The organism is Bradyrhizobium sp. S3.2.6 (assembly GCF_040546885.1).
GTDB classification, from domain to species: Bacteria; Pseudomonadota; Alphaproteobacteria; order Rhizobiales; family Xanthobacteraceae; genus Bradyrhizobium; species Bradyrhizobium cytisi.
Window position 1 is genome coordinate 14,665 of record NZ_JBEPOS010000022.1, and the last position, 25,364, is coordinate 40,028.

General features: G+C 63.8%; 22 protein-coding genes and 1 pseudogene. 10 read left to right on the top strand and 13 right to left on the bottom strand.

What is annotated here, in order from left to right; translation table 11 throughout:
• Positions 1-263: 263 nt before the first annotated feature.
• Positions 264-2,858, bottom strand: a complete 2,595-nt coding sequence (locus ABID58_RS29360) for a CHAT domain-containing protein (RefSeq protein ID WP_354036319.1) — start codon at positions 2,856-2,858, stop codon at positions 264-266.
• 75 nt (positions 2,859-2,933) lie between these two features.
• Positions 2,934-3,668, bottom strand: coding sequence for a HugZ family pyridoxamine 5'-phosphate oxidase (locus ABID58_RS29365; RefSeq protein ID WP_354036320.1), 735 nt, complete (start codon positions 3,666-3,668; stop codon positions 2,934-2,936).
• Positions 3,669-3,910: 242 nt separating this feature from the next.
• Between ABID58_RS29365 and ABID58_RS29370 the strand changes: the two genes are divergently transcribed.
• The 5 genes and pseudogenes from ABID58_RS29370 to ABID58_RS29390 all read left to right on the top strand — a co-directional run bounded on the left by ABID58_RS29370 (position 3,911) and on the right by ABID58_RS29390 (position 7,972).
• A complete protein-coding gene (locus ABID58_RS29370; RefSeq protein ID WP_027535781.1) occupies positions 3,911-4,612 on the top strand; it encodes a response regulator transcription factor in 702 nt (233 codons plus the stop codon).
• Positions 4,613-4,812: 200 nt separating this feature from the next.
• Complete coding sequence (locus ABID58_RS29375; protein WP_148751616.1) at positions 4,813-6,603, top strand: sensor histidine kinase; 1,791 nt, start codon at positions 4,813-4,815, stop codon at positions 6,601-6,603.
• Positions 6,600-7,067, top strand: a pseudogene (locus tag ABID58_RS29380) (HPr kinase/phosphorylase). The gene ABID58_RS29375 and the pseudogene ABID58_RS29380 overlap by 4 nt, the downstream one beginning before the upstream one ends.
• A gap of 189 nt (positions 7,068-7,256) precedes the next feature.
• Positions 7,257-7,658 carry a PTS sugar transporter subunit IIA gene (locus tag ABID58_RS29385; RefSeq protein ID WP_007597752.1) on the top strand — a complete coding sequence of 134 codons (402 nt, stop codon included), beginning with the start codon at positions 7,257-7,259 and terminating at the stop codon, positions 7,656-7,658.
• Complete coding sequence (locus tag ABID58_RS29390; RefSeq protein ID WP_354036321.1) at positions 7,655-7,972, top strand: HPr family phosphocarrier protein; 318 nt, start codon at positions 7,655-7,657, stop codon at positions 7,970-7,972. The genes ABID58_RS29385 and ABID58_RS29390 overlap by 4 nt, the downstream gene beginning before the upstream one ends.
• 3 nt (positions 7,973-7,975) lie before the next feature.
• On the opposite strand, the gene ABID58_RS29395 is transcribed toward ABID58_RS29390, so the two are convergent.
• The gene (locus tag ABID58_RS29395) at positions 7,976-9,601 is read right to left on the bottom strand and encodes a glycosyltransferase family 39 protein (protein WP_354036323.1); all 1,626 of its coding nucleotides are present in this window, start codon (positions 9,599-9,601) and stop codon (positions 7,976-7,978) included.
• A 113-nt stretch (positions 9,602-9,714) separates the two neighbouring features.
• On the opposite strand from ABID58_RS29395, the gene lepA reads away from it, so the two are divergent.
• Complete coding sequence (gene lepA, locus ABID58_RS29400) at positions 9,715-11,526, top strand: translation elongation factor 4 (protein WP_148751824.1); 1,812 nt, start codon at positions 9,715-9,717, stop codon at positions 11,524-11,526.
• A 187-nt stretch (positions 11,527-11,713) separates the two neighbouring features.
• Complete coding sequence (locus ABID58_RS29405) at positions 11,714-12,007, top strand: hypothetical protein (protein ID WP_354036325.1); 294 nt, start codon at positions 11,714-11,716, stop codon at positions 12,005-12,007.
• A 126-nt stretch (positions 12,008-12,133) separates the two neighbouring features.
• Here ABID58_RS29405 and ABID58_RS29410 read toward each other — a convergent pair whose 3' ends face one another.
• The 8 genes from ABID58_RS29410 to ABID58_RS29445 form a co-directional block, all read right to left on the bottom strand.
• Positions 12,134-12,523 (bottom strand): hypothetical protein, encoded by a 390-nt coding sequence (locus ABID58_RS29410; RefSeq protein ID WP_354036326.1) that lies wholly within the window; start codon positions 12,521-12,523, stop codon positions 12,134-12,136.
• 418 nt (positions 12,524-12,941) lie between these two features.
• Positions 12,942-13,106 carry a hypothetical protein gene (locus ABID58_RS29415; protein WP_354036328.1) on the bottom strand — a complete coding sequence of 55 codons (165 nt, stop codon included), beginning with the start codon at positions 13,104-13,106 and terminating at the stop codon, positions 12,942-12,944.
• Between the two features lie 165 nt (positions 13,107-13,271).
• Complete coding sequence (locus ABID58_RS29420) at positions 13,272-13,961, bottom strand: aspartate/glutamate racemase family protein (protein WP_354036428.1); 690 nt, start codon at positions 13,959-13,961, stop codon at positions 13,272-13,274.
• 217 nt (positions 13,962-14,178) lie between these two features.
• Positions 14,179-14,637 (bottom strand): hypothetical protein, encoded by a 459-nt coding sequence (locus tag ABID58_RS29425; RefSeq protein ID WP_354036330.1) that lies wholly within the window; start codon positions 14,635-14,637, stop codon positions 14,179-14,181.
• A gap of 201 nt (positions 14,638-14,838) precedes the next feature.
• Positions 14,839-15,936, bottom strand: a complete 1,098-nt coding sequence (locus ABID58_RS29430) for a tetratricopeptide repeat protein (RefSeq protein WP_354036332.1) — start codon at positions 15,934-15,936, stop codon at positions 14,839-14,841.
• A gap of 32 nt (positions 15,937-15,968) precedes the next feature.
• The gene (locus tag ABID58_RS29435) at positions 15,969-16,274 is read right to left on the bottom strand and encodes a hypothetical protein (RefSeq protein WP_354036334.1); all 306 of its coding nucleotides are present in this window, start codon (positions 16,272-16,274) and stop codon (positions 15,969-15,971) included.
• Between the two features lie 255 nt (positions 16,275-16,529).
• Entirely contained in the window at positions 16,530-16,946 is a 417-nt protein-coding gene (locus tag ABID58_RS29440; RefSeq protein WP_187434913.1) for an SRPBCC family protein, read from the bottom strand.
• 265 nt (positions 16,947-17,211) lie between these two features.
• Positions 17,212-18,234, bottom strand: a complete 1,023-nt coding sequence (locus ABID58_RS29445) for a serine hydrolase domain-containing protein (protein WP_354036335.1) — start codon at positions 18,232-18,234, stop codon at positions 17,212-17,214.
• Between the two features lie 406 nt (positions 18,235-18,640).
• Between ABID58_RS29445 and plsY the strand changes: the two genes are divergently transcribed.
• Positions 18,641-19,327 carry a glycerol-3-phosphate 1-O-acyltransferase PlsY gene (gene plsY, locus ABID58_RS29450; protein ID WP_354036337.1) on the top strand — a complete coding sequence of 229 codons (687 nt, stop codon included), beginning with the start codon at positions 18,641-18,643 and terminating at the stop codon, positions 19,325-19,327.
• A gap of 7 nt (positions 19,328-19,334) precedes the next feature.
• Here plsY and ABID58_RS29455 read toward each other — a convergent pair whose 3' ends face one another.
• Positions 19,335-20,096 carry a hypothetical protein gene (locus tag ABID58_RS29455; protein ID WP_354036338.1) on the bottom strand — a complete coding sequence of 254 codons (762 nt, stop codon included), beginning with the start codon at positions 20,094-20,096 and terminating at the stop codon, positions 19,335-19,337.
• A 67-nt stretch (positions 20,097-20,163) separates the two neighbouring features.
• A complete protein-coding gene (locus ABID58_RS29460; RefSeq protein ID WP_354036339.1) occupies positions 20,164-21,792 on the bottom strand; it encodes an amidase family protein in 1,629 nt (542 codons plus the stop codon).
• A 188-nt stretch (positions 21,793-21,980) separates the two neighbouring features.
• On the opposite strand from ABID58_RS29460, the gene ABID58_RS29465 reads away from it, so the two are divergent.
• Positions 21,981-23,135, top strand: a complete 1,155-nt coding sequence (locus tag ABID58_RS29465) for an acyl-CoA dehydrogenase family protein (RefSeq protein ID WP_354036340.1) — start codon at positions 21,981-21,983, stop codon at positions 23,133-23,135.
• A gap of 203 nt (positions 23,136-23,338) precedes the next feature.
• On the top strand, positions 23,339-25,303 hold the full coding sequence (locus ABID58_RS29470) for a methyl-accepting chemotaxis protein (protein WP_354036341.1): 1,965 nt from the start codon (positions 23,339-23,341) through the stop codon (positions 25,301-25,303).
• The last annotated feature ends 61 nt before the right edge of the window (positions 25,304-25,364 follow it).

A 25,364-nucleotide genomic window follows, 5' to 3' on the forward strand; every position in this document is an offset into this window, starting at 1 on the left:
CCGCGACACATAGCCCGACCTAACCTTGGCGCCATCGCGGTCACCGTGAATTACAGGCCGTCCGGCCTCGGTTGGACGACGTAATACTGATGAACGCCGACGTTGCCAAGCTGATCCCGCAGGATTTGGTTTATTCAAGGACCGCGCCAAACGTCGCGCATGTCAGCCCTGAGCAGGCGTGCCAAAGAATCGCAAATGATCGCGCAACCAAATGCCTGTTTCGGCGTTGTCGGATGTTTTGCGACGCACAATCCTGCGCCGGTCTATCGTACCGCACCTTCGCCGATCAGCGCGAACGGCCCCCACATCGCGGGGTAGGCATTGCGGGGCGACGAGGCGTCATCAACGTACGTTAACATCGCGCGCCGCAGAGCTTCGGCTCTGCCGATTTTTGGTTCGTTCTTGAGCAGATCGAAGGTCGAAATGGTCAAGCGGGTAGCAGCCTCCGAATCCACTGCCCAGTGCGAAACCAGGAGCGCGCGTGCGCCGGCATAGAAGAAGGCGCGCGCCAGTCCCGACAGGGCCTCGGCGCCCGGCTTGTCGCCGGCGATCGTGTTGCAGGCCGATAGCACGACCCAATCGGCATTGAGCTTGAGCTGGGCAACTTCGCTCGCCGTGAGCAGACCATCGTCGAGCTCCGAGGGCTGGTCGGGAATCGAGAGCGCAAGCGATGGCTCGCCCACGCCCTTGATGTCGCCGGCGACGAGGCCGTGGGTCGCAAAGTAAATGATGCTGTATTGAGCAAGCGGTGCACGCTTGAGCGTCGCTTCGCTGGCATCGCGGCCGAGATGAATGTCGGCATCAGTCGCACCGACATCTTTCGCCACGGCACTCAGCTCGTCCGCAGTATCGGGCAGTTGCGGCAGCGCCTGCGCAAGCCGCGCGCGATCGACACCGGCGCCGCGCCAGAAATCGGTATAGGCTGATGTCACGATGCTGCGCGCGGCAACCTTGCCGTTTGCAGCGCGACGATCGCCGAGCCCACCCTCGGCGGGATTGAACACGGGATCGCCAAAGCCGGTCATCGGCTTGACGGCCTGATCCTTGCGCGCAAAAGCGCGCAGCGATTTCAGGCTGGCCACCGATGGCAGCACCGAGACAGCTTGACGGCGCAGCAGCCAGGCGGCGCTGCGATAGCCTTCGAGCGTCTCCGGGATCGCAGCTTGCGGCGGCTCCGTGACGAGCAGATGAAACGGCAGCGCAGTGAGCGCGCCCGACGGCACAGTGAGCAGGCTGCGCTTGTCCCTGGTCAGCGCCTCGACCGGGCCGAGCAGCGTCACATAGAGTTCGTTGGCGAGCGCGAGGTCGAACAAGCCTGATTTGCCGGAGCCATCGCGCGCCTTGCCGACATCGAGACCTCGGCGGAAAGACGTGACCTTTTGCGCAAGCGCGTCTGCGCCAAGCGGAATTTCCTTCCAGTCGGCGCCCTCGCGCGTGATGGCAATGACGTAGCTGCGGTTGTCGACGGCGGAATAGAGCACCATCGCCTCATCGGCCGACAGCAGGGGCTGGACGTCCTTGACCGTCAGCGGCAGCGGGTTGGATAGCGAGGCGTAGTCGGGGAATTCAATGGCGAGCGTCTTCTGCAAGCCGGCGCGCTCGCCTGTGATGGCTGCGATCCGCGCGCGACCGCGCTGCTCGGGGGCAACATCGCGCTGCGCGGAGGGCTTCGACACGGCCGCGATGATCGCCTTGTCCAGCGCCTCGGATTCGGCTGCGAGATCCTGGTCCTTGCGCACCAGCTCGGCGAGCCGGTCGCTGCCGGCGGCGAGCCGCACCGCGAGCTTGCTCACGGCCGATGCAGCGGAGGATTGCGTGCCGCGCTGGATTGCGGCGAGCGCCTCGTCCAGGGCCTTGTCTTGCGGCAGCAGCGATTGCTGGCGCGCCGCAAACAGGACCGGCAGCACCACGCGCAGCTGCGCGCGGCTGTTCGCAAGCGTTTTTTCCGCGAGCGGCAACGCGTCCGCAGTCCGCCCGGACACAAAGAGGAAATAAGCGAGATTGCTGGTGGATGTCGCGACGTCAGGATGATCCGGGCCAAGCGCACGCTCGCGGATGGCGAGCGCGCGGCGATACAGCGGTTCGGCATCGGCATAGCGCTGCTCGTGCTCGTAGAGGCCGGCGAGATTGTTGAGCGAGCGCGCGACGTCGGGATGATCCGGTCCCAGCGCTTTTTCGCGGATCGCGAGCGAACGCTTGATCGGCGCTTCGGCATCGGCGTCGCGGCCGAGATCGCGATCGACCTGGCCAATGTTGTTCAGGACCGTGGCGACCGCAGGATGCTCGGGCCCGGCAGCCTTCTGGTAGATCGCGAGCGCGCGCTGAAGCAGCGGTTCGGCTTCGGCCTGGCGCTGCTGCCTGACATAGAGCGTGGCCAGATTGTTGAGAGCCTGGCCGACATCGGGATGCTCGCGTGACAGGTCCTTCTCCCGGACCGCCAGCGCGCGCTTGAACAGCGGCTCGGCCTCTGCAAAGCGGCTCTGCCGCTGATACAGCGCGGCGAGATTGGTCAATTCAGCCGCGACCAATCCGTTGTCCAGACCGAGCGACTTCTCCATCAATGCGATCGAACGCTTGTAGAGCGGCTCGGCGAGGTCGTCCCGGCCCTGACCGGCATAGACCTGACCGAGATTGTTCAAGGCGGCCGCAAGTTCGCGACCGCTGTCGCTCTTCTCCAGGCTCGCGACCATCGCCTGCGCCAAAGGAAGCGCTTCCGAATATCTGCCGGCCTTGGTGAGATCGTTGATCCTGGCACTCTCCGTCGCAAGATTGCCCTTCTGGGCAAGGCCTGGCGCGGCCAGCGATGCGGTGATCGCCAGCGCCAAACCCGCAACCCATACCAAACGACAACGCGTCATGAACCCTCTCGCTGCGAGACTTAAAACCATCACGGTCTTGGGTCGCGGCGATGGGCAGCGGCGTTCAATTTGTGGCTACTTCGTCTTTGCCCGCGCTTCGCCGGCCAAACGGACCAGCATCTTGCGCAGCGCTGTGCCATCAGTGACCCGCTCCGGAAAGTCCAGCCTCAGCGCAGTCTGGCCATCCTGCATGTCGAGGCCCTCAGGGTCGCAGCCGGTGCAGCGCCAGTCGCCCTCGACCGCACCGAGGAGCTTTGTGGCGTAGAGGCCCATGGCGTCGCGGTGGTCGGCATTCATGTGCTCGACCGCGCCTTCCTCGGCCGCCAGCAATTCCTCGGCGCCGGAGAGGTCCGTGAGGAATTGCTCGGGCTTGAGGTCGACGATCCGGCCAAAGCCGGCGACCAGATGGGCTGCCGTGGGCTGGATCCGGACGAACGAAAAATCCTTAAACGACACAAAGACTTCCGCCGACGGATGGGCATTGAGATACCGCCGTTGGAGAAGATCCTTCTCGGCGTCGGCCTGTTCGGCCCGGCCAGACAGCATGATCCGGGCGCCTTCCAGCGGATCGCCCGCCGCGCGCTCGTCCAGCATCAGCGAGACCCGGCTATCCGCCATGATATTCCTGGTGTGCACGGCCAATCCCGAGATCAGCAGGATCGGGGAACCGTCGGGATGGCTCGCCAGATTGACCAGGGAACAATAGGGATCGCCGCTGCCCGCCATCAACGTTGCAAGTGCGCCCTGCCGCGACCGCCTCAGCAGCGATTTGGCGAGCATTCCGGGGTCGAAATCGGGGGTCGGTTGCATCGGCTTTCTCGGCTCAGGTGGTTGCAAGGAGGGCCTTTTTTCGGGTAAACGAGGGCCGGGGTATGGGTCGACATGCGGCGAATCTGCCGTGTTTCGCGGAACTTGGTCACACTTCAGCCCAGCTTGCATTGCTCGGTGGCAAAGTTCGAATTCCAAGTTCGGGACCCATGTATGCGGCGCATCACTGGATTGCTCGCCGTTTAAGCCACGACCCAAACGGAAAGCAGAAAGCAGAGAGGCTCATGCCCACAATCGCTTTGGTCGACGACGACCGCAACATTCTCACATCCGTCTCGATCGCGCTGGAAGCCGAAGGCTACCGCATCATGACTTACACCGACGGCGCCTCCGCGCTGGACGGTTTCCGCACCACCCAGCCCGATCTCGCCATCCTCGACATCAAGATGCCGCGCATGGACGGCATGGAGACGCTGCGCCGTCTCAGGCAGAAGTCCGACCTGCCGGTGATCTTCCTGACCTCCAAGGACGAGGAGATCGACGAGCTGTTCGGCCTCAAGATGGGCGCGGACGATTTCATCCGCAAACCGTTCTCGCAGCGTCTCTTAGTCGAACGCGTCAAGGCGGTGCTGCGCCGCTCGGCGCCGAAGGATCCGACCGTCGCGCCGAAGGAGAACGACGCCAAGGCACTCGACCGCGGCCTGCTGCGCATGGATCCGGAACGTCATACCTGCACCTGGAAAAACGAGCCGGTGACGCTGACCGTCACCGAGTTCCTGATCCTCCAGGCGCTGGCGACACGGCCCGGCGTGGTCAAGAGCCGCAACGCGCTGATGGACGCCGCCTATGACGACCAGGTCTATGTCGACGACCGCACCATCGACAGCCACATCAAGCGGCTGCGCAAGAAGTTCAAGGTGGTCGACAACGATTTCGAGATGATCGAGACGCTCTACGGCGTCGGCTACCGCTTCAAGGAAGCCTGAGGCGCTCGCGCCTTCACAAAGTGCAGAGTTCAAGCCCGGTTCTGATTCCATCGGAACCGGGATGGCTCTAAAGCGCGATGTGATCGCGCTTCAGGTTATCGTTTGAGCATGATCTTTCGGAAAACTGCTGCACACTTTTCCGGATCATGCTCTAGGATGCGGGAACCGTCGCACAAGCTGTCCTAACGCGGGCGTAAGCATTGCTTGACCGAACGCAGCCTGATCGGAGTTCGAACGCCGAGGACGTTACCGCCCACGGCGCCTCGGAGCATGAGGACAAGCTGGTCGCGCGAGGCTGGGGGCCGCTGAACTGGCTCAAGCGAGCCGGCCAGTTCTTCTTCGCGTTGTCCTTCTCGAGCCTGACCCGCCGCATCGTCTCGCTCAACCTCGCGGGGCTTGTCGCCCTGGTCGCGAGCATCCTGTATCTGTCGCAGTTCCGCGCCGGCCTTATCGACGCGCGCGCGCAAAGCCTGCTGGTGCAGGCCGAAATCATCGCCGGCGCCATCGGCGCCTCGGCGACGGTGCAAACCAACGCGATCACCGTCGATCCCGAGCGGCTGCTCGACCTGAAACTGGGTGAGAGCTACGGCGGAGTGGACGATTCGCTGGATTTTCCGATCAATCCCGAGCGGGTGGCGCCGGTGTTGAGCACGCTGATCTCGCCGACCAAGACCCGCGCGCGGATTTTCGATCCCAATGGATCCGCGCTGCTCGACAGCCGCGATCTCGATAGCGTGCGGGGCATTCCACTGCCGCCGTTGTCGGAAAAGCCGGGCCTGGTCGAGCGCGGCATGGTCGCGGTGCGCACCTGGCTGAATCGCGGCGACCTGCCGCTCTATCGCGAGCTCGGGCGCGAAAACGGCAAGGGCTATGTGGAGGTGGCCGATGCGCTCCAGGGTCAGAAGCGCTCGATGGTGCGGGTCAATTCGCGCGGCGAGGTGATTGTCTCGGTTGCGGTCCCCGTGCAGCGCTCACGCGCCATCCATGGCGCGCTGATGCTGTCGACCCAGGGCGACGAAATCGATCAGATGGTCACGGCCGAGCGCCTGGCGATCCTGAAAGTCGGCGGCGTTGCCGCCGCGGTCATGATCATGCTGTCGCTGCTGCTCGCGAGCACGATCGCAGGTCCTGTGCGCCGGCTCGCCGACAGCGCCGAGCGGGTCCGCCGCCGCATCAAGACTCGCGTCGAGATTCCCGACTTCACCCGCCGCCGCGACGAGATCGGTCACCTCTCCGGCGCGCTGCGCGACATGACCAACGCGCTCTACAAGCGGATCGAGGCGATCGAGATGTTCGCCGCCGACGTCGCCCACGAGCTGAAGAACCCGCTGACCTCGCTGCGCTCCGCGGTCGAGACGATGCCGCTGGCGCGCAACGAGAACAGCCGCGCCCGCCTGCTCGAGGTGATCGAGCACGACGTCAAGCGGCTCGACCGCCTGATCTCCGACATCTCCGATGCGAGCCGGCTCGATGCCGAATTGCAGCGGCAGGATGCGATCCCGGTCGATCTCAGGCGGCTCCTGGGCACGCTGGTTGCGGTCGCCAATGAAACCAAGCTCGGCCACGACGTCGCGGTCGAGGCACGCTTCGAGGGCCGCAGCCCGACCGACATTTTCGCGGTCACTGGCCATGATTCGCGGCTCGGGCAGGTGGTCTCCAACCTGCTCTCCAACGCGCAGTCCTTCTCGGAAGCCGGCAGCAAGGTGCGCTTGACCTGCCGCCGTGTCCGCGGCGAGATCGAGATAGTGGTCGACGACGACGGCCCCGGCATCCGCGACGACGCGCTGGAGCGCATCTTCGAGCGCTTCTACACCGACCGGCCGCATCAGGGATTTGGCCAGAATTCCGGCCTCGGACTGTCGATCTCCAAGCAGATCATCGACGCCCATGGCGGGCGCATCTGGGCGGAGAATCGCGCCGGCCCCGCTGATGAAGACGGGGCGCCGACAATTGCCGGCGCGCGCTTCGTGGTGAGGCTGCCGGCGCTATGAGCGACGGCGGGCCGAGCGTTCACGCCTCCGCGGTCAAGGTCGGCCCCCTGGCGGTGCTGATCCGCGGCCCCTCGGGGGCCGGCAAATCGCGCCTTGCCTTCGATTTGATCATGGCTGGACGCTCGGGCGTGGTCGAAAGCGCCGTCCTGGTCGGCGATGACCGTGTCCATCTGGCGACAGTCGGCCAGGAAATTGTGGTCCGTCCCGCTCCGATTCTGGCCGGGCTGATCGAGATCCGGGGACTGGGAATCCGCGGCTGCGACTTCGTGGAGCATGCGACGGTCGGCCTCGTGGTCGATCTGGACGCTGACGATGCCGAACGCCTGCCGCCGTCGGAATCGCTGAAAACCACCATTTTGGGTGTCGAAATACCGCGAATCCCGGTCAGGCGCGGCTATTCGCCCCTCCCCTTGGTTGTCGCGGCCTTGACTACTACCAAGAGTTAACGTGCGGCTAACCCTTGAGACGATTGTTTGAAGGGAAATGGTAACCATATGAACCCCACACTCGCGACCGAATAGACCGGCGCAGCTCCCCTCATCCATCCGTCTAGATTCAGGGAGATACGCAACATCCCCTCTTGCGCAGGGGCTCTGGATGGTCAAAGTGGCGCGTTCGTGCGGTGCACCAAAAGCGCCCGCGGGAGTTTTCCGATGATTGGTCTAGTACTTGTGACCCACGGGCGCCTTGCCGACGAATTCAAGGCAGCGCTTGAACATGTCATGGGCCCACAAAAGCAAATCGAAGCGATTACGATCGGTGCCGAAGATGATTCCGATCTGTGCCGAAGCGACATCATCGAGGCGGTTAACCGCGTCGATTCCGGCGACGGCGTTGCGATCCTCACCGACATGTTCGGCGGCACCCCGTCGAACCTCGCGATTTCCTGCATGAGCCGGCCGAAGGTCGAAGTGCTCGCGGGCATCAACCTGCCCATGCTGGTGAAGCTTGCCAAGGTGCGGGAGGAGCGTCCGCTGCCCGACGCGATCGCGATGGCCCAGGAAGCCGGCCGCAAATACGTCACCATCGCTAGCCGAGTGCTCGCCGGCAAATGAGCGACGACGCGCCACAAGCCGGGACGGGCGTGCCCGCAGGCGCGATCTCCAAAGAGCTCCTGATCATCAACAAGCGCGGCCTGCACGCCCGCGCCTCGGCGAAATTCGTCCAGGCGGTCGAGCGCTTCAACGCGCAGGTATGGGTCACGCGCGGCGGCGAGACCGTCGGCGGCACCTCGATCATGGGCCTGATGATGCTCGCGGCAGGACCGGGCACGACGATCCGGGTCGCCGCCGCCGGCGCCGATGCGGAAGCGGCGCTCGCGGCGATTGCGGAACTCGTCGAGAGCAAGTTCAATGAAGAGGGGACCTGAAGGTCACTTCTCCGGCGGGGCGATGTAGACGTTCCACGTCATCGACGGGCCGGCCTTGCCGTGGGTGAAGCGGCGCGTCGTCATCACCATGCGCTCGGCGTTCGGCGCGATCTCGGACACCCATTTTTCGAATGCCGGCAAGCGGCCATCGGTCGGATCGAACACGCCGACAAAACCGTATTTCTTGACGTCATCGAGTGTCGTCAGCCCGGACCCCCACGCCTCGTTCGGCGTGAACGCAGCCGGATGATCGGGGCTGTAGAACACCATCGGCTGGATCGATTCCATCGTGCCGGCGACGATCGCCCAGCGCGAGACGAAGCGCGAATGCCAGGCTTGCGTCAGCTCGCGCGCGAGCTCCGAGCGTGCGCCATAGGTCGCCGTGTTGTCCGAATTCACCGCCATCTCGCGTGCGGCGATCCAGGGTGAAGCGACGAGCGTCGCGACGCTGAGCACGAGCCAGATCGCTACGATGTTGAACAGCACGGCGCTCTGCACCCGCAGCGCCGGAATCGCGACCAGTGCAAGCGGCACCAGGAAGAACAGCGAGATGCCCCAATCGGTCTTGATGTAAATGCTGAACGCGAGCGCGCCGAGCGGCGGACCGGCCGCGACGATGATCTGGATGATCCAGATGTTCAGCGCCTGGGAAACATTGACGCCCACATTGGCGCCGCGCGCCCAGGCCCGCGTGACGATGCGCAAGGGAGCGCGCATGAGCAGCGAGAACCACGGCGGCACCAGCGCCATCGCGAATGCGGCGAGCGCCACGGGAAGAGCCAGCAGCGCGGCGTTGTGCAGGACATAGCCGAGCACGAGCTGCCGTACCTGGCCCGCATCCTCGATGCTGTAGGTGTCGCCGGCATAGGTCAGCGGCACGAAATGCGCATCTGCAAGCCAGACGATGTGCGGGATCACCGCCACCGCCAGCGTCACGATCGCGACCCAGGGCGCCGGCGACAGCAGGAATCTCATCCGCTCCGGATGGATCAGTGCGGCGAGCCCGATGGCGCCGATCATGGTCAGCACCCAATATTTCGTCATCAGCGCCAGCGCGCCGGCGAGCCCAAGCCAGAGTCCGGACTGCCAGCTCCGCTTCTCGAACGCGTTGAGATAAGCGAGCACGACGAGCGGCAGGGTGACGAGCTGAAGCAGATCGGGGTTGTACTTGAAACCCTTGAAATTGAAGATCGGATAGAGCGCGACCATCACCACGACCAGGAATGCGCGGCGCGGATCGACCACACGCAGCGCCACCAGCCAGCAGATCACCATGCCGACGCTGACCGTCGCCATCGCCAGCGCATAAGTCGCCCAGTCCGCCGCCGGGAACACCTTGAACCAGAGTCCGGCGATCCAGCCCGACAACGGCGGATGCTTGCCGTAGCCCCACAGGAATTTCTGGCCCCAGCCCCAGGCTTCTGCGACGTCCATGTGAACGTCCTGCGCCGCCTTGAGATTGATCAGGATGAAGGTCCAGATCACGGCATGCAGGATGGCGAGCTGGATCACCAGCCAAAGCCGGGCTGAGGGGTGGGTCGCGTAGGCAACCAGCCAGGCCCGGAAACGGTCAAAGCTGAGGCGGGTCTTCGCGCGCGCCCGGGCGGAGGGGATCGAGGTCGCTGACATCGGCTTTGCGTAGCGCGTTTTGGCTCCGCTTGGAATCAGCTTGGCGTGAAGAAAGGCCCTGAAAATACAGCAATATGGTTGCCGCACGGGGATGTGAGTGGTATCCCGCGCCCATGACGACCGTCCCCATTTCCAACATCCGCAATTTCTCCATCGTCGCCCATATCGACCATGGCAAATCGACGCTGGCCGACCGCCTGATCCAGATGACCGGGGGCCTGACCGACCGCGAAATGGCCGGCAAGGAGCAGGTGCTCGATTCCATGGACATCGAGCGCGAGCGCGGCATCACCATCAAGGCGCAGACGGTCCGTCTCGCCTACCACGCCAAGGACGGCAAGGATTACATCTTCAACCTGATGGACACGCCCGGCCATGTCGACTTCGCCTACGAGGTCTCGCGGTCGCTGGCGGCGTGCGAGGGTTCCCTGCTCGTGGTCGACGCCAGCCAGGGCGTCGAAGCGCAGACGCTCGCCAACGTCTACCAGGCGCTCGACAACAATCACGAGATCGTCCCGGTCCTGAACAAGGTCGACCTTCCGGCCGCAGAGCCCGAGAAGGTCAAGCAGCAGATCGAGGACGTCATCGGCATCGACGCCTCCGACGCCGTGATGATCTCGGCCAAGACCGGCCTCGGCATTCCCGACGTGCTGGAGGCCATCGTCACCCGCCTGCCGCCGCCGAACGGCGATCGCGACGCGACCCTGAAGGCGCTGCTGGTCGACAGCTGGTACGACGTCTATCTCGGCGTCGTTGTTCTGATCCGCGTCGTCGACGGCGTCATGAAGAAGGGCAGCCGCGTCCGCATGATGGGCACGGGCGCGGCCTACGACATCGAGCGCGTCGGCTTCTTCACGCCGAAGATGACGCAGGTCGACGAGCTCGGCCCCGGCGAGATCGGCTTCATCACCGCCGCGATCAAGGAAGTCGCCGACACCCGCGTCGGCGACACCATCACCGACGACAGGAAGCCGGTCACCGAGATGCTGCCGGGCTTCAAGCCGGCGATCCCCGTGGTGTTCTGCGGCCTGTTCCCGGTCGACGCCGACGACTTCGAGACGCTGCGCGCCGCGATGGGCAAGCTGCGGCTGAACGACGCCAGCTTCTCCTTCGAGATGGAAACCTCGGCCGCACTCGGCTTCGGCTTCCGCTGCGGCTTCCTCGGGCTGTTGCACCTCGAGATCATTCAGGAGCGGCTGTCGCGTGAGTTCGACCTCAACCTGATCGCGACCGCGCCGAGCGTCATCTACAAGATGAAGCTCAACGACGGCAGCGAAATCGAGATCCACAATCCGATCGACATGCCCGACGTGGTCAAGATCGCGGAGATCCAGGAGCCCTGGATCGAGGCGACCATCCTCACGCCCGACGAGTATCTCGGCAGCGTGCTGAAGCTGTGCCAGGACCGCCGCGGCGCGCAGAAGGAGCTGACTTACGTCGGCTCCCGCGCAATGGTGAAATACGATCTGCCGCTCAACGAAGTCGTGTTCGACTTCTACGACCGCCTGAAGTCGGTCTCCAAGGGCTACGCCTCGTTCGACTATCATCTGACCGACTACAAGCCGGCCGATCTCGTCAAGATGCAGATCCTCGTCAACAACGAACCGGTCGACGCGCTCTCGATGCTGGTGCATCGCACCCGCGCGGAGGGGCGCGGCCGCGCCATGGTCGAGAAGATGAAGGACCTGATCCCGCCGCACATGTTCCAGATCCCGATCCAGGCGGCGATCGGCGGCAAGGTGATCGCGCGCGAGACCGTGCGCGCGCTGCGCAAGGACGTCACCGCCAAGTGCTATGGCGGCGACATCACGCGCAAACGAAAACTTCTGGAGAAGCAGAAGGAAGGCAAGAAGAAGATGCGGCAGTTCGGCAAGGTCGACATCCCGCAGGAAGCCTTCATTGCCGCGCTGAAGGTCGACAGCTGAGGCTGTTCAACGTTCGGCCCGGGATGTCCTGGGGGCCGGACACCCCAGATCTCGAAAACAACCCCATGCACAGTAGCCGACGCCTTGTCGGCGCTGTGGTTTTTCGATTTTTACGAAAATCGGTTGACGCGTCGGGCAAAACACCGGCAGGATGGCATCATGGCAGTGGTGCAGCCGGCAGGCGACGATGTCCCATCAACCCATCCCCATCACGTTTGCGCTCATCGCCCGAATACCGGCAGAGGGCGTCGCGGACTTCAGAGCCTATGAGGATGCGGTGCTGCCGCTCTTGCCCGAGTTCAACGGGCGCCTGGAGCGGCGGCTTCGAAATGCCGATGGCACGATGGAAATACACATCGTCAGCTTCGCATCCGAAGCGGACTTCCAGAACTATCGGAATGACCCACGGCGAACGGCTCAAGTCTGGCTGCTGGAAAAATCATCCGCCAAGCTGGAATTGGCTCCGATGGCGAACGTCTGACGGCTCAATGATCGCTTCATGATCTGATGAAGGCAGCGAATGCACGCCGCGCCGTTCCATTGGTTCTGGAGGATCGTCGCCATCATGGCTTGAACGCCCATGAACCCTCGTCTGAAAATTTGATCGTCATAAAAACAATCCGAAGGAGATGCCAAGGACGATGGATGCGCAACGCCCGTAGATGTACGGGGAAGCGCGCCGGACGGCAGTCTCGCTGATTGCGCCAGTTGTGCTCGAAACGCGATTTGAAGGTGCAACAGAATCGAATCGCTCTTCGGGGATGAAATTTAGTTCAGCCTCATAATCGTAATGACTCCGACGCAAAAAAAGAAAATAGGCTGCAATCAACAAGAATAAAGGGAGGAGTACATGGATACTGCGGGTCGCCTGCGCGCGATGGCAGTGTTGTGCCGTCAGACAGCCGCGCGTCATCCTGATCGAAGTTGGAAACTGCTCGCCGAAGCTGAGTATTGGGAACATTTGGCCAATGATGCAGCGCTCGATCATTTCGACCATTGCTCGGTTTGCCCACCGCTTCACGGAAGGCGCAGCATTACACAGCCGGCCGCGGCACCCGCGGAGTGATTGCGAAACCAAATAGTTTGTTAGCTTCTGTGTGCCTAACTTGATGAGTGCCGCCCACCGCCGATCGCGGCACATTGGAATGGGAATGCCGGCCCCGGCTGTTACCCCATCCTGCGGCTGGGGCCGTTTTGAACTTTCACAGCATCGTTCAACCCGGTCCACAACCATGATTAGAGGCTTCGCCATAGCGCTATTCGGAATGGGGTTCCTTTCCCAGCTTGATCGCGCGCTCTTCTACGGTCGCAATACAGAGGCCGCGCTCCGGCTCATGCGGGACATCAGCAGAGGCTTCGGACTGTAGGACACCGTCCGTGCGCCTCATTGAGCGGGCAGCGCCCCGACACGGCCGCTACTTCTTCAACAATATTCCTTTCGCTCGCGCCATTCGCCTGATTGATCCGGCATGGCGGCCCAATTCGGCGGCGATCTTCAATGCTCCAACGCCCCGCCGGGCCAGCGCGCCCAACCGTCGAATCTCCTGCTCGGTCCATTGCTTTGGCTTCGGTGTCTTCATGGTGCGGCCCCGCGACCTGCACCACTTAACGACTGCGGCTAGGGGCCAGCACTTGGGAAATTTACGGGTGGCGCACCCGGGTCGATAACCGCTTCTGGCCCGGAAGCAGACATGGCCGAACTCTCGGCTTCAGAGGCGCGCGCTTAACCTCCGCCGACATTGCCCTCACCCAATCGCGAAATCGGCCGCTGCCTCCGCGTGGATCGCTGTGGTGTCGAACGTCTCGACCGATGTATCGGCAGCACCCACCAGCATCGTGATCTCGGTGCAGCCGAGGATGATGCACTCCGCCCCGCGCTTAACGAGCGCGGCCATCACGTCCTGATAGCGGCGGCGCGAGGGTTCGGCGACGACACCAAGGCACAGCTCGTCGTAGATGATGCGGTTCACGTCGGCCCGCTCGTCGGCTGCGGGAATGAGGACATCGAGATCATGCGCGCGCAGTCGATCGATGTAGAAATCTTCTTCCATCGTGAACTTGGTGCCCAGCAGCCCGACCCGCCGATATCCCTTGGCCCGGATGCGCTGCGCCGTTGCGTCGCCGATGTGAATGAAGGGAATGGTCAGCTTCGACGTGATTTCAGGCGCGAGCTTGTGCATCGTGTTCGTGCACAGCACGATCGCTCGCGCTCCGGCGCTTTCGAGCCGCGCGGCCACCTCCGCAAGGCTCGCCGCCGCCTCGGCCCAGCGGCCGGCGTATTGCATCTCCTTGATCTCCTGGAAATCGTAGGAATACAGTAACAGCGGCGCCGAATGCAGCTTGCCCATACGGTCGCGGACGCGCTCGTTGATGAGCTTGTAGTAGAGCGCGGTGCTCTCCCAGCTCATACCCCCGATCAGGCCGATGGTTTGCATCTTGGCGTCTCCGAACAGTGATTCAACCGTATTGTAAACGAGGACGTCGAAGCTCGCCATCACGTCGTCCTGAGGTGCGAGGCCCGCGATGCGAATGCATCATCGGTCTGATACAGTTCGTAGGATGGGTTGAGCTCTTGCGAAACCCATCGCGCTGACCAGCGTACAGCGGGAATGAAATTCGATGGGTTTCGCTTCGCTCTGCCCATCCTACGAGCTATGCGATCGCAAGCGCCTTGGCTGATGCATTGGCGTGGTCTCTTTGCTCGATAAATCTACGAGCGCGAGGGATGGGATCATGCAGATACTGATCTGGTCCCCGCATCTGTCGCTTGTTCAAGTCTGCTGTAGAGAGGAGGTTGAAGTCCACCCTTCGGATTGCGCAGAGCCAACCGTCATATTGACTAGACCATACACGCTTGTGATGCTCCAGGAGCCGGTCACGGATAGAATAGCCGTGATAATCGAACGCAATGACGCCGTTGGTTAGGTAGACATGGGATCCTAAGAAACTTCCGGCCGGGATCACGCGCTCCGCATAAAAGCCAGGAAGCGGAGGCTGATCCAGGAAAACTCCAGCAAGGATATGGCAGGCGCCGTACCCGAAGAAGATACGGTCCGGCAGTGACCACCGCCGATGCGGGTCCGCCTTAACGCCTGGCTTGAGAACGTACATCGTGGTCGCTCGATACTGATTCGCAAGGCGGGAGCGTATCACCAACCGGATCGTATGCGCTGCGTGAGTCCGTTGTGCCCCGAAGCCGACAAGCTAGGCAGCCCGTGGGATTGTTGAGCTCTTGCGAAACCCATCGCGCTGACGAGCGTACAGCGGGAATGAAGTTTGATGGGTTTCGCTTCGCTCTGCCCATCCTACGAGCTAACCCGACGAATGCTTCTCCAGAGCCGCCGCGATTCTCTCCAGGGCGGCGTTCCTGTGCTGCATGTCGGCAATCTGCTGTTCGCAAACCTCGATCATTGTCCGCCCGGACCATCGGCGCGCATACACGCCTGTTCGGCTGCAAAGCCAGCCAATCACGGCCAGCAAGACAATGGTGGCGAGCCATAACAGCAGTTGTCCCGGGCCAAGGTCCGCGAAGGCACGGCGGAAATCGCCCCTGGAAAGGTACGCAGTGGCGCGACTGCTATGGGCGTCGCTATCATTCGGATCAAGCGAGATGATCTGATCGTAGTCGGCGATGGCGCGGTCGACGTCACCTTTGGCTTGATAAGCGTCGCCACGGTAGTAGTAGGCGTCCCTGTATTGCGGATAGAGCGCGATCGCCTGACTACAGTCGGCGATGGCGCGATCGAAGTCACCCTTTTCCCTGTATACGAGGCAGCGGTTGTAATAGGGGGGCGCATATTTCGGATAAAGCGCGATCACCTGATCGAGGTCAGCGATGGCGCGATCGAGATCGCCTTTGGCATGGTAGGCGCTGCCGCGGGCTGAGAGGGCGAAATAGCTGTTGGCATTGAGCTGGATGCTGTCGGTATAGTCCGCGATGGCACGGTCGATGTCACCCTTGGCTTGATAGGCGTAGCCGCGCTCGTCGTATCCGACCCGCTTTCCATAGTCCGACAGGCCGCCTTCGAACGCCCGGTTAACGTCCGCTATCGCCCGGTCGTAGTCATGCCGTTGGTTGTAGATATGCGAGCGGTTGAGCAGTGAGCTCACAGCTTCTGGTTCAAGCCGGATCGCGTCGGTGTAGTCCTTGAGGGCGCGGTCGACGCAATCGGCAAGGCTTGTCCATGACCAGAAGTCGCCGCGCTGATGATACAGGATGGACAGGTCGCGGTCATCGTAGTCTCCGCTTTCAATCGCGCGTGTACAGGCAGCGATGGTCGCGGCAGCGGTTTCCTTCGATCCGTTCAAACACTCCTGTCGATCGTCGGCTGCCGCCGGCCGGCTGACGAAAGCCACCGCTGCGAATACCAGGGCGACCAGCCAGACATGCGCGGAAATCCAAGAGCGCATCCACTTCTCCCCGCGATGCACCGATGTGCGAGCTAACCGGCAGACGGCTTTTCAAGGGCCGCCGCGATCCTCTCCAACAATGTGTTCGTGCGTTGGGTTTCGGCGACCTGCTGCTCGAAGAGATCGACCCAACTCGCCCCGGATGACGCGCGCCCATTCCTGCGCGAAAACCACAGCCAAACGCCCACCAGCGCCAGGAACGGCAACCAGGACACAATCAGACTCACCAACCAGTACGGCGCACCACCGCGTGGTGTGAGCGCAAACCAGGCGAGAAGAACTCCGACAAGAGCGATCCACACGACAACGGGCAGAAACCAAGAGCGAGGCTTGGTCATTCCAGGCACGACAGTCCCCTTGGTTGGCCTCAGGAAGAATATGCTATCATTGGTTGACTTGTCTTTCCATGCTCTCCCCTCTGCAGCCGTCGCAACGTGGTTAGCCGTTCCTTGCGAGATGCCTTGGCCATCACAAGAGGGCTCGGCGCCAGCGAGCGCGCTGGCACCTTTCGCTGCGCGCCATCCTCCTCCGTCCATGATCGGAGGAGGAGCTGTTGCATTTGGCTCCGCTTCCATCGCGTGCTCGACACGCCCTTACGACGTCTTCTGCTTCGCCTCGACGTATCGCGCAAAACTGTCGAGGATCGCCTGCCAGCCGCCTTGCTGCTGCTCGACCGAGTGCGTCTCCTCGCCATCGAACACGACGCGGACGACGACGCCCTTCGGGCCGGGGACGAACTCGACTTCGGCCTTGCGATCGCCGAACGCATATTCGATCAGCTTGTGCTCGACGATCGTCGTGTAGGTGCCGGCGAAGTCAAAACCCATGCTGCCGTCCTTGGCCTCCATGCGGGACGTGAACACGCCGCCTTCGCGCAGGTCGACCGTCGCTTTGGTCGTATGCCAGTCGTCCGACGCGGCGTTCCACTTCACGATGTCGGCAGGCGTCGTATAGGCACGCCAGACCTGATCGATCGGGGCGGCGACGCTGGTTTCGACGGTGATCCTCATGGGTATTGCTCCAGTTCGATTTTGACGGCTCGAGGTGGCGACGTCACTTCCGGTGTGCGGGGTCCATGTCCAGCACGTCCGGGAGGTGTCCACCCAAGGACGGTCGAGACCGGCCGTTGCCGACATGGCCGGGCCGTCAATACGAAAAAAATCGGATGCTGGGGAGGAGTCCTGGATGGATTAGAACCGACCGCCCTCTTACTTTCGCATGAAGCGCAGTACAGGCATTGCTCGCTGGAAAAGCGGGTCGCCGCCGACACCTCAATCAATCCCTTGAAGCCGCGGGCACGATGTAGCGATCCAGCAGGTCGAGCTCGGGCGCAACCATGTTTTTGGATTGCCGGGACGCGTTGAAGACGACGACCATGTCGAGCGCGGGGATGATGATGGTTTTCTGGGAATTGAAGCCCTGCGCAGCGATCCATTGAACTTCGCGATTCCCCTCCAGTGTTCGACCAAGCCACCACTGATAGCCGTAGGATTGCGGCTCCTCGGTCGTGATCTGCTCCGCCGTCGATTGATCCACCCAGGACGCCGGAACGATCTGCCGGCCTTCCCAAGAGCCACGGTTGAGAACGAGCTGGCCGATTTTCGCCCAGTCGCGGGGGCGTAGATTCAGCCCCGCGCTCGACATGGCAACGCCGCTGAACGGCGATTTATGCCATTCGACGTCGTTGATGCCGAGCGGTGCGAAGAGTTCTTCCTGAGCCAGGACATCGACGGTTTTCCCGGTGACCTTTTTCAGGATGGCGCCAACAAGCTCTGTTTCGCTGTCGCTGTACCGGAAGGTGACACCGGGAGCCCTGTCGGAGCCCAATCCCGCCGACATCGTCAGGAGATGGCGCAGGGTTATGGGATCCTTGTCAAGCATACGGAGATCGGCATTCTCTGGAAGATAAAAAAAGGCCGGAACGTCTACGTCCTTGATCAGGCCGCGCTCCATGGCGATGCCGACCAGCAGCGACACAACGCTCTTGGTCATCGAATTACCCCGGTGCCGCGAGGTCGCGTCGAAATTGAGCTGATGAGGATACGCAAAATAGCGCTCGTAGACGAGCACGCCATGCCTGATGACGACGATGGCGTCGACATTGGCGAGCTTGCCGCCGCTGATGCCGTCATCCATCGCGCAGAGCAGCGCCGCGTTCAGCCCCTGTTGCTCCGGCGAGGTCATCGCCCATCCGTCATGGATGTCCTGCGGAATGCCGCACCCGGATGAAGGTTGTGCGCTGACGGGACTCAAGGCGAAGGCACACACGGCTGCAACGACGGCAATCCATCTCCGCATGTCAGGCACTCCCTACTATTGCCAGGCCAATCGCATATGGCATTTTGCACGACCCGAGTGCGCGCCTCGTCCTTCGAGACGACCGCTTCGCGGTCTCCTCAGGATGAGGCTAAGCGGCATCGGTGCTCGTCAAAGCTACGGCCACACGCTCGGTCCTCATCCTGAGGGCCCGCCAGCGGCGGGCGTCTCGAAGCATAGCCACAGGGGAATCGCTCCTATATGCGCTTGCCCTGCCACCATTGCCCGTGATGAGCAACCCAAGGATGCCGTTCGGTGTGTGACCGTTTTGCGGCGTGGCAGGTTGTGAAACAGCCTTCATTGTAGGCAGACGCATGGCGGTGAGGCAGAGCCGGCGATAAAACAGCGCTTACGAGACACTGGCCACAAACCCGTTGGAAACAAGACGATGGCTTTCTGGATTGTAGGCGTACTTGGATTGGTGATCGCCTATTTCCTCGGCTCGATCCCTTCGGGCTATCTGGCGGGGAAGCTCCTGAGAGGCATCGATATTCGCGAGCACGGCTCCAGATCCACCGGCGCCACCAATGTGCTGCGGACCCTCGGCAAATGGCCTGCGCTGGTGGTGCTGATCGCCGATGTGCTGAAGGGCGTGGCGGCCATCCTCGTTGCCCGCTGGTTCTGTCCCTGGCTCACCACCGAATTGTCTCCGACGCCGCCGACGGCGTCCGATCTGCAAACCTGGGGGCCATGGGCGGTGTGCCTCGCCGGAATTGCCGCGCTGCTCGGCCATGGCCGCTCGATCTGGCTGAATTTTACGGGCGGCAAGTCGGCAGCGACCGGGCTCGGCGTGCTGCTGGCGATGTCCTGGCCGGTGGGACTGGGTGCGGCGGCCGTGTTTGGCGTGGTGCTGGCGATCGCGCGGATCGTTTCACTGAGCTCGATGCTCGCGGCGCTGACGGCCATCGTTCTCGTCTGCGGTTTCGAGCACCCTCTGCCCTATCGGCTGCTGGTGATCGCAGGCGGCCTCTACGTGATCATCCGCCATCGCGCCAACATTCAACGGCTGCTGGCGGGGACGGAGCCGCGGCTGGGACAGGGTCGCCCGGACGCGAAAGCAGAAGCGCAGCTCTGATGCGGGATCAATTCACCGCCTGAAGCGCGGCCGTGAAGGTGGCGAGGTCGGCGCGCGCCATCTCGTCGGGCGCCCATTTCGGAAGGTCGGCGAGCTCTGCGATCACGCGGGCCCGATCCTGCGGCAGCAGAAAGCCTGCCCAGACCTCGCGCGTGTCGCGCAGCGCAGCCGCCACCAGGCGCGCGTTGGCGGGCTTGCCGGCGCCCTGGATCGCCGCGCAGACCGTGGTCAGAATGTAGACGGCGCTGTTCTTGCGGAAGCCGGTAAAACCCTCCTCGCGGATGCGGGTGCGTTGCTCCGGCGCGAGCTCCGCCCAGAACAACTGGCCCGCCACCGCCTCGCGCGCCATGCCGCGGATCATGAAGCTCATCGCCACCGCGTACTGGTCGCCATACTCGGTCATGTTGCGCTGGAGCGCCGCAAGATCAGGCTCCAGACCCGGCTTCGCGCCATAAAGAATGAACAGCTTATGGGTCGCGTTGGCGGCGTTAGTCCAGTCCATCAGCCAGCCCATATCGCTGGCTTGCGCCGGCCGCAGCGCCGCGAGGGCGTCGAGATCGAAGATATGGCCGAGCAGCGTCGCGACCTCCGGCCGGGTCAGATCGGGCCGCTCGCCCTTCTTCGCGACGGCATCGACATAGACCTTGAACGCCTTCGCGGCATCGCGCGCAGCGGCCAGATCGCGTGCGCCATCCTGCGCGAGCGCGGGCCAAGTAAGCGCGGCCGAAGTGAGCGCGAGAAGAAGCAGGAGGATTCTGACGATCGGCATGGGAGACCTCAAGCGGGCGCCATTCGTGACGATGGCGGTTGTTGGTCGCCGCGCGCGCCGCCGAGGTTCAGAGCGCCGGCAGGCCGGGCGGCGGCTTGCGCATGTTCGAGGCCTGCTCATAGGCGTAGGCGAGGCGCAAAAGCTTGTGCTCGCTCCAGGCACGGCCTGCGAAGGTGATGCCGAGCGGATAGTCCGGCGTCTCCTTGTCGCCGGCCCCTGAGATGAAGCCCGCGGGCACCATGACGCTGGGATAGCCCGCCTTCGCCGAGATCACGCAGCCGCTGCTGCCGGGAAACAGCACCGCGTCGAGCTTGTGCTGGTTCATGTAGGCGTCCATGCCGCGCGTCCTGGCGGCGAGCAGGTCCATCGCGCGCGCCGATTTGTACTCGCGCTCGCTTAAGTCGCCTCTGGTGAGGTCGGCGGCGAGAAAGAGGTCCTGGCCGAAGCGCAGCGCTGTCTGCGCGTGCGCCGCGTTGAAGGCGATGATGTCGGCCATGGTCTTGATGTCGGTATTGGTCGCCCAATTCTTCAGATAGAGATTGAGACCGTGCTTCAGCTCGTAGAGGAACACGATCGGCGAGCCCGTCGGATTGCCTTTGTTGCTGCTCAGCGGGTTGCGGTTGAGCACGGCCATGCCGGTGCCGGGCCCGCCGAGCCAGCCTCGCGTCGGAATGTTGGCGCGCACGATGACGGCGCCGAGATCCTCGAGCACCTTGATCGCATCGGTCATCACCCTGGCCCATCCGGGTTGCAGCTTGCCGTAATAGCGATCGTTCAGCGGGTCGGTCGGGTCGCTCGGCACGCCGATGCGCGCGCCCTTCATCGTATCGCGCGAGAGGCTCGCGGTGTAATCGGCCGGCCGCTTCTGCCGCTGTGTCGCGGGATCGCGCGGGTCCTGAGCCGCCAGCACATTCAAGAGTATCGCTGCGTCGCGCACCGTGCGTGTCATCGGCCCTGCGGTGTCCTGGCTGTGCGCGATCGGCACGATGCCGGCGCGGCTGATCAGGCCGACGGTTGGCTTGACGGTGACGAGCCCGTTCATGCTGGCGGGGTACAGCAGCGAACCCGACGTCTCGGTGCCGATCGAGGCGGCGCACAGGCCGGCCGCCACGGCGACCGCCGATCCCGCGCTCGAGCCGCCCGGAGACACCAGCGGGATGTCGTGATCGCCCATCAGCGCCGGCGCATAGGGATTCTTCACCTGACCGCCCAGCGAGGAATAGCCCGCGGGCATCTCGATCGCGAGGATGTTGGCGAACTCGGTCAGGTTCGCCTTGCCGAGGATCACCGCGCCGGCCTTGCGCAGCAGCTTGACGACCGTGGCATCGCGCCTGGCGCGCGCGCCTTCCAGCGCCAGCGAACCCGCCGTGGTCGGCTGCTGGTCGGAGGTCGCGATATTGTCCTTCAGCAGGATCGGCACGCCGGCCAGCGGCCGCCTGGCCGACGGCCTGATGCCGTCGAGCCTGGCTGCGATCGCAAGCGCATTGGGATTGAGCGCGCGGATCGCGTTCAGCGCCGGCCCGGCACGATCGTAGGCGGCGATCCGCGCGAGATACGCCTTGGTCAGCGCCGTCGCGGTGACCTGCCCGCCGGCGAGGGCATCGATGATGTCGCTCATCGGCGCGTGCTCGAGCCTCAGCTCGGGTGGCGCCGTGCCGCGGACGGCAGCCGCGGCGCGACGGGCAGGCTTCTTCATGACGTGCCTCTTGGACGGAGATATGCTACAGCATGTAGCATTTATCTCGCTTGCGCGACAAGCAGATCACCGAGTCTGACACGAGCGGAACGATGCGTCGCCGTCCCACCGCCTTGATCGTCCCCACCAAATAGACCACCATCGCGTGATCGACCGCTCACAGCAAGAATGGGCGAGGAAACGCTGACATGAACGCAACTCCGGGGTTTGACCTGGTCGAGCGGGCGCGGGCCATCGTGCCGCTGATTGCTGACGAGGCCGACCAGATCGAGCGGACGCGGCGGCTGACGCCTGATGTCGTCAACGCGCTGATCGAGAACGGGCTCTATCGTGCGCTGCTGCCGCAGAGCCTGGGCGGGTCGGAAGCGCCGCCCGACATCTTCATGCAGATGCTGGAGGAGATCGCGAAGGCCGATGCGTCCACCGCCTGGTGCCTCGGCCAATGCAGCGTCTGCGCGATGATCGCAGCCAGCCTCGACCACGACACCGCGCACGAGATCTTCAACACGGCCCCGGGCATCCTCGCCTGGGGCGCGGTGGCGCACGAGGCGCGCGCGGTCGAGGGCGGTTACCGCGTCACCGCGCGCTGGGATTTTGCCTCGGGCTCGCGGCAGGCGAGCTGGCTTGGCGCGCATGTCCGCATCGTCAATGCCGACGGCACGCCGCGCAAGAACGCCGACGGCTCGCCGGAGATGCGCACCATCCTGTTCCCGCTCGCGAGTGCCGTGATGCACGACGTCTGGCAGGCGATCGGGCTCGCCGGCACCGGCACCGATTCCTACGAGGTGCATGATCTCTTCATCCCCGATCGCTTTGCCGCGTTCCGCGACGTGGCCGAAGCCTTGCGCGAGCCGGGCCCGCTCTACCGGCTTCCGACCGGCTCGACCTTCAGCCTCGGCTTTGCCGCGGTCTCGCTCGGCGTCGCGCGCGCGACGCTGGATGCGGCGATCGCACTGGCGCGCGCAAAGCACCAGTCATTGGCGGCAAGCGCGATGCGCGACAACCAGGCTGTCCAGGGTCTGATCGGCCGCACCGAGGCGGATTTGCGCGCCGCGCGCGCCTATCTCTATGCGACGGCACATGCGATGTGGCGCGACCTCTCCGCGACCAAACTGTTCAGCCCAGCGCAGCGCAGCGCCGTCCGCCTCGCCGCGACCTGGACCATCCAGCAATCGGCAAAAGTGGTCGACACCGCCTATCACATGGCCGGCGCCACCGCCGTGTTCCGCAGCAATCCGTTCGAGCGACGGTTTCGCGACATGCATGCGATCACCCAGCAGATCCAGGCCCGCGACACCCATTACGAGGATGTCGGCAAGATGATCCTCGCCGAAAACCGCTAGTCGCCGCCGCGCGAAGCTGCAGCGCTTTGTCCCTGCTTGCGACAAACGATCAGCCTCTCCATGCGCTTACCGCATTGAGTCATGCAAAAGGATGGTAGCGAATCCGTTGAAACACGGAGGCGATGCTGCCCTGTTGTTAAGCAATTTCTGAGACCGTTCGGCAAAACCAAGAATCAATCTTTTGGAATGCCCGGGAATTTTCGATGTTCATGCTCAAGTCGATTGCGGCCCGCCTGATTCTCACCATCGCGCTCACCGTTGCGGTGGCCTGCGCCATCCTCTCCGGTTTCTCGATCACCCAGCAGCGGGCGCTGACACGGCTGGCGCTCGATCAGCAGCTCAAGCTGCAATATGAGAGCGTGATCGCGGCGATCGACTATGAGGGACGTTCGGCACTCGCCGTCTCCGCCGTGATCGCGGCGCTGCCGCCGGTCGGCGACGCCATCGCCAAGGGTGACCGCGACGCGCTCGCCAATCTGCTCGGCGACGCCAACAGGGCGCTGAAAGCGCAGGGCATCCCGCTGATCACCTTCCAGCTGCCGCCGGCGCTCTCGTTCTATCGCGTTCACGCGCCCAAGACCTTCGGCGACGACGTCTCCGGGCGCCGCGCCACCGTGGTCGAGGCGCTCAAGACCGGCCGCCAGATCGTCGGCGTCGAGCCCGGCCGCGAGGCGCTCGGCATCTTCGGCATGACGCCGATCGTGCGCGACGGCAAGACCCTCGCCAATGTCGACGTCGGCGCCGCCTTCGGCAAGGAATTCGTCGACCGCGCCAAGAAGCGGTTTGGCATCGACCTCGCGGTCTATTCCGTCGACGGTTCGTCGCTGAACAAGCTGTCGTCGACCTTCGGCGAGAACGCCGTCGCCAAGCCGGACGAGCTGAGAACCGTGATCAACGGCCCGCCGCTGCTGCGCGAGGCCGAGCTCGACGGCCATCCGGCCGAGGTCTATGCCGGGTCGATCAGGAACTACGCAGGCCAGCCGGTCGGCGTGCTCGAGATCATCAAGGACACGAGCGAATACGAGGCCGCTTTCGCCGCCTCCGAACGCAATCTGATCCTCGGCACGGTCGCGATCCTCGCCGCCGCCATCGTGCTGGCGTTCCTGCTCGGGCGCGGATTGTCGCGACCGCTCACCGCGATCACGGCGGTGATGAACCGGCTGTCGAGCGGCGACACCAGCGTCACCATTCCCGGCAGCGAGCGGGCGGACGAGCTCGGCACCATGGCCAAGGCGGTCGAATTGTTCCGCCAGAGCATGCTCGAAGCGGGCTCGCTGCGCGAGGCGCAGGAGGCCGACAAGGCCAAGGCGGAGATCGAGAAGCAGGCGCTGCAGCGCCGGATGGCTGATCGGTTCGAGGCCGACGTCAAGGGCGTGGTGTCCGCCGTCGCCGAGGCCACCGAAGGCATGCAGCATGTCGCCGGCGAGATCACCTCCAGCGTCACCGGCACGTCACAGCGCGCAACCGCTGCCGCCGCAGCGTCCGAGGAGGCTTCGACCAGCGTCAATGCGGTCGCGGCTGCGACCGAGGAGCTCGCCTCCTCCGTCACCGAGATCGGCCGCCAGGTCACCCATTCCAGCCAGGTTGCGAGCAACGCGGTGGTCAAGGCCGCCGAGACGACCGAGATGGTCACGAGCCTTGCAGCTTCCGCCGAGCGGATCGGCGACGTGCTGCGCCTGATCAGCGCGATCGCGAGCCAGACCAATCTGCTCGCCCTCAACGCCACGATCGAGGCGGCGCGCGCGGGCGAAGCCGGCCGCGGCTTTGCCGTGGTGGCATCCGAGGTGAAGGAGCTGGCAAGCCAGACCGCAAAGGCGACCGACGAGATCGCGAGCCAGGTTGCCGCGATCCAGGCGGCCACCGGCAATTGCGTCACCTCGATCTCCGACATCAGCAACACCATCCGCGAGATCAGCGGCATCGCCACGACGATCGCCGCAGCCGTCGAAGAGCAGGGCTCGGCGACGCGCGAGATCGCCCGCAGCGTGCAGCAGGCCTCCACCGGCACCACCGAAGTCTCGGCCAACGTCGCCGGCGCAAGCCAGGCCGCCGACCAGTCGCGTGCGCTCGCTGGCAACGTCATGGTTGCGTCCGGAGAACTCGGCCAGCATGCGACCGCGCTGATAAAGAGCGTGGATACGTTCCTGGCGGGGCTGCGGGCGGCGTAAGAAGGTTGAGCCGCGAACTCGGTGCACCTCTCCCACACGCGGGAGAGGGAGCGCACCTGCT

Coding starts and splice junctions, on each gene's coding strand:
- ABID58_RS29360 (WP_354036319.1), bottom strand. CDS start 2,858: ATGACGCGTTGTCGTTTGGTATGGGTTGCGGGTTTGGCGCTGGCGATC.
- ABID58_RS29365 (WP_354036320.1), bottom strand. CDS start 3,668: ATGCAACCGACCCCCGATTTCGACCCCGGAATGCTCGCCAAATCGCTG.
- ABID58_RS29370 (WP_027535781.1), top strand. CDS start 3,911: ATGCCCACAATCGCTTTGGTCGACGACGACCGCAACATTCTCACATCC.
- ABID58_RS29385 (WP_007597752.1), top strand. CDS start 7,257: ATGATTGGTCTAGTACTTGTGACCCACGGGCGCCTTGCCGACGAATTC.
- ABID58_RS29390 (WP_354036321.1), top strand. CDS start 7,655: ATGAGCGACGACGCGCCACAAGCCGGGACGGGCGTGCCCGCAGGCGCG.
- ABID58_RS29395 (WP_354036323.1), bottom strand. CDS start 9,601: ATGTCAGCGACCTCGATCCCCTCCGCCCGGGCGCGCGCGAAGACCCGC.
- lepA (WP_148751824.1), top strand. CDS start 9,715: ATGACGACCGTCCCCATTTCCAACATCCGCAATTTCTCCATCGTCGCC.
- ABID58_RS29405 (WP_354036325.1), top strand. CDS start 11,714: ATGTCCCATCAACCCATCCCCATCACGTTTGCGCTCATCGCCCGAATA.
- ABID58_RS29410 (WP_354036326.1), bottom strand. CDS start 12,523: ATGGTCGAAATGATCGAGCGCTGCATCATTGGCCAAATGTTCCCAATA.
- ABID58_RS29415 (WP_354036328.1), bottom strand. CDS start 13,106: ATGAAGACACCGAAGCCAAAGCAATGGACCGAGCAGGAGATTCGACGG.
- ABID58_RS29420 (WP_354036428.1), bottom strand. CDS start 13,961: ATGCAAACCATCGGCCTGATCGGGGGTATGAGCTGGGAGAGCACCGCG.
- ABID58_RS29425 (WP_354036330.1), bottom strand. CDS start 14,637: ATGTACGTTCTCAAGCCAGGCGTTAAGGCGGACCCGCATCGGCGGTGG.
- ABID58_RS29430 (WP_354036332.1), bottom strand. CDS start 15,936: ATGCGCTCTTGGATTTCCGCGCATGTCTGGCTGGTCGCCCTGGTATTC.
- ABID58_RS29435 (WP_354036334.1), bottom strand. CDS start 16,274: ATGACCAAGCCTCGCTCTTGGTTTCTGCCCGTTGTCGTGTGGATCGCT.
- ABID58_RS29440 (WP_187434913.1), bottom strand. CDS start 16,946: ATGAGGATCACCGTCGAAACCAGCGTCGCCGCCCCGATCGATCAGGTC.
- ABID58_RS29445 (WP_354036335.1), bottom strand. CDS start 18,234: ATGCGGAGATGGATTGCCGTCGTTGCAGCCGTGTGTGCCTTCGCCTTG.
- plsY (WP_354036337.1), top strand. CDS start 18,641: ATGGCTTTCTGGATTGTAGGCGTACTTGGATTGGTGATCGCCTATTTC.
- ABID58_RS29455 (WP_354036338.1), bottom strand. CDS start 20,096: ATGCCGATCGTCAGAATCCTCCTGCTTCTTCTCGCGCTCACTTCGGCC.
- ABID58_RS29460 (WP_354036339.1), bottom strand. CDS start 21,792: ATGAAGAAGCCTGCCCGTCGCGCCGCGGCTGCCGTCCGCGGCACGGCG.
- ABID58_RS29465 (WP_354036340.1), top strand. CDS start 21,981: ATGAACGCAACTCCGGGGTTTGACCTGGTCGAGCGGGCGCGGGCCATC.
- ABID58_RS29470 (WP_354036341.1), top strand. CDS start 23,339: ATGTTCATGCTCAAGTCGATTGCGGCCCGCCTGATTCTCACCATCGCG.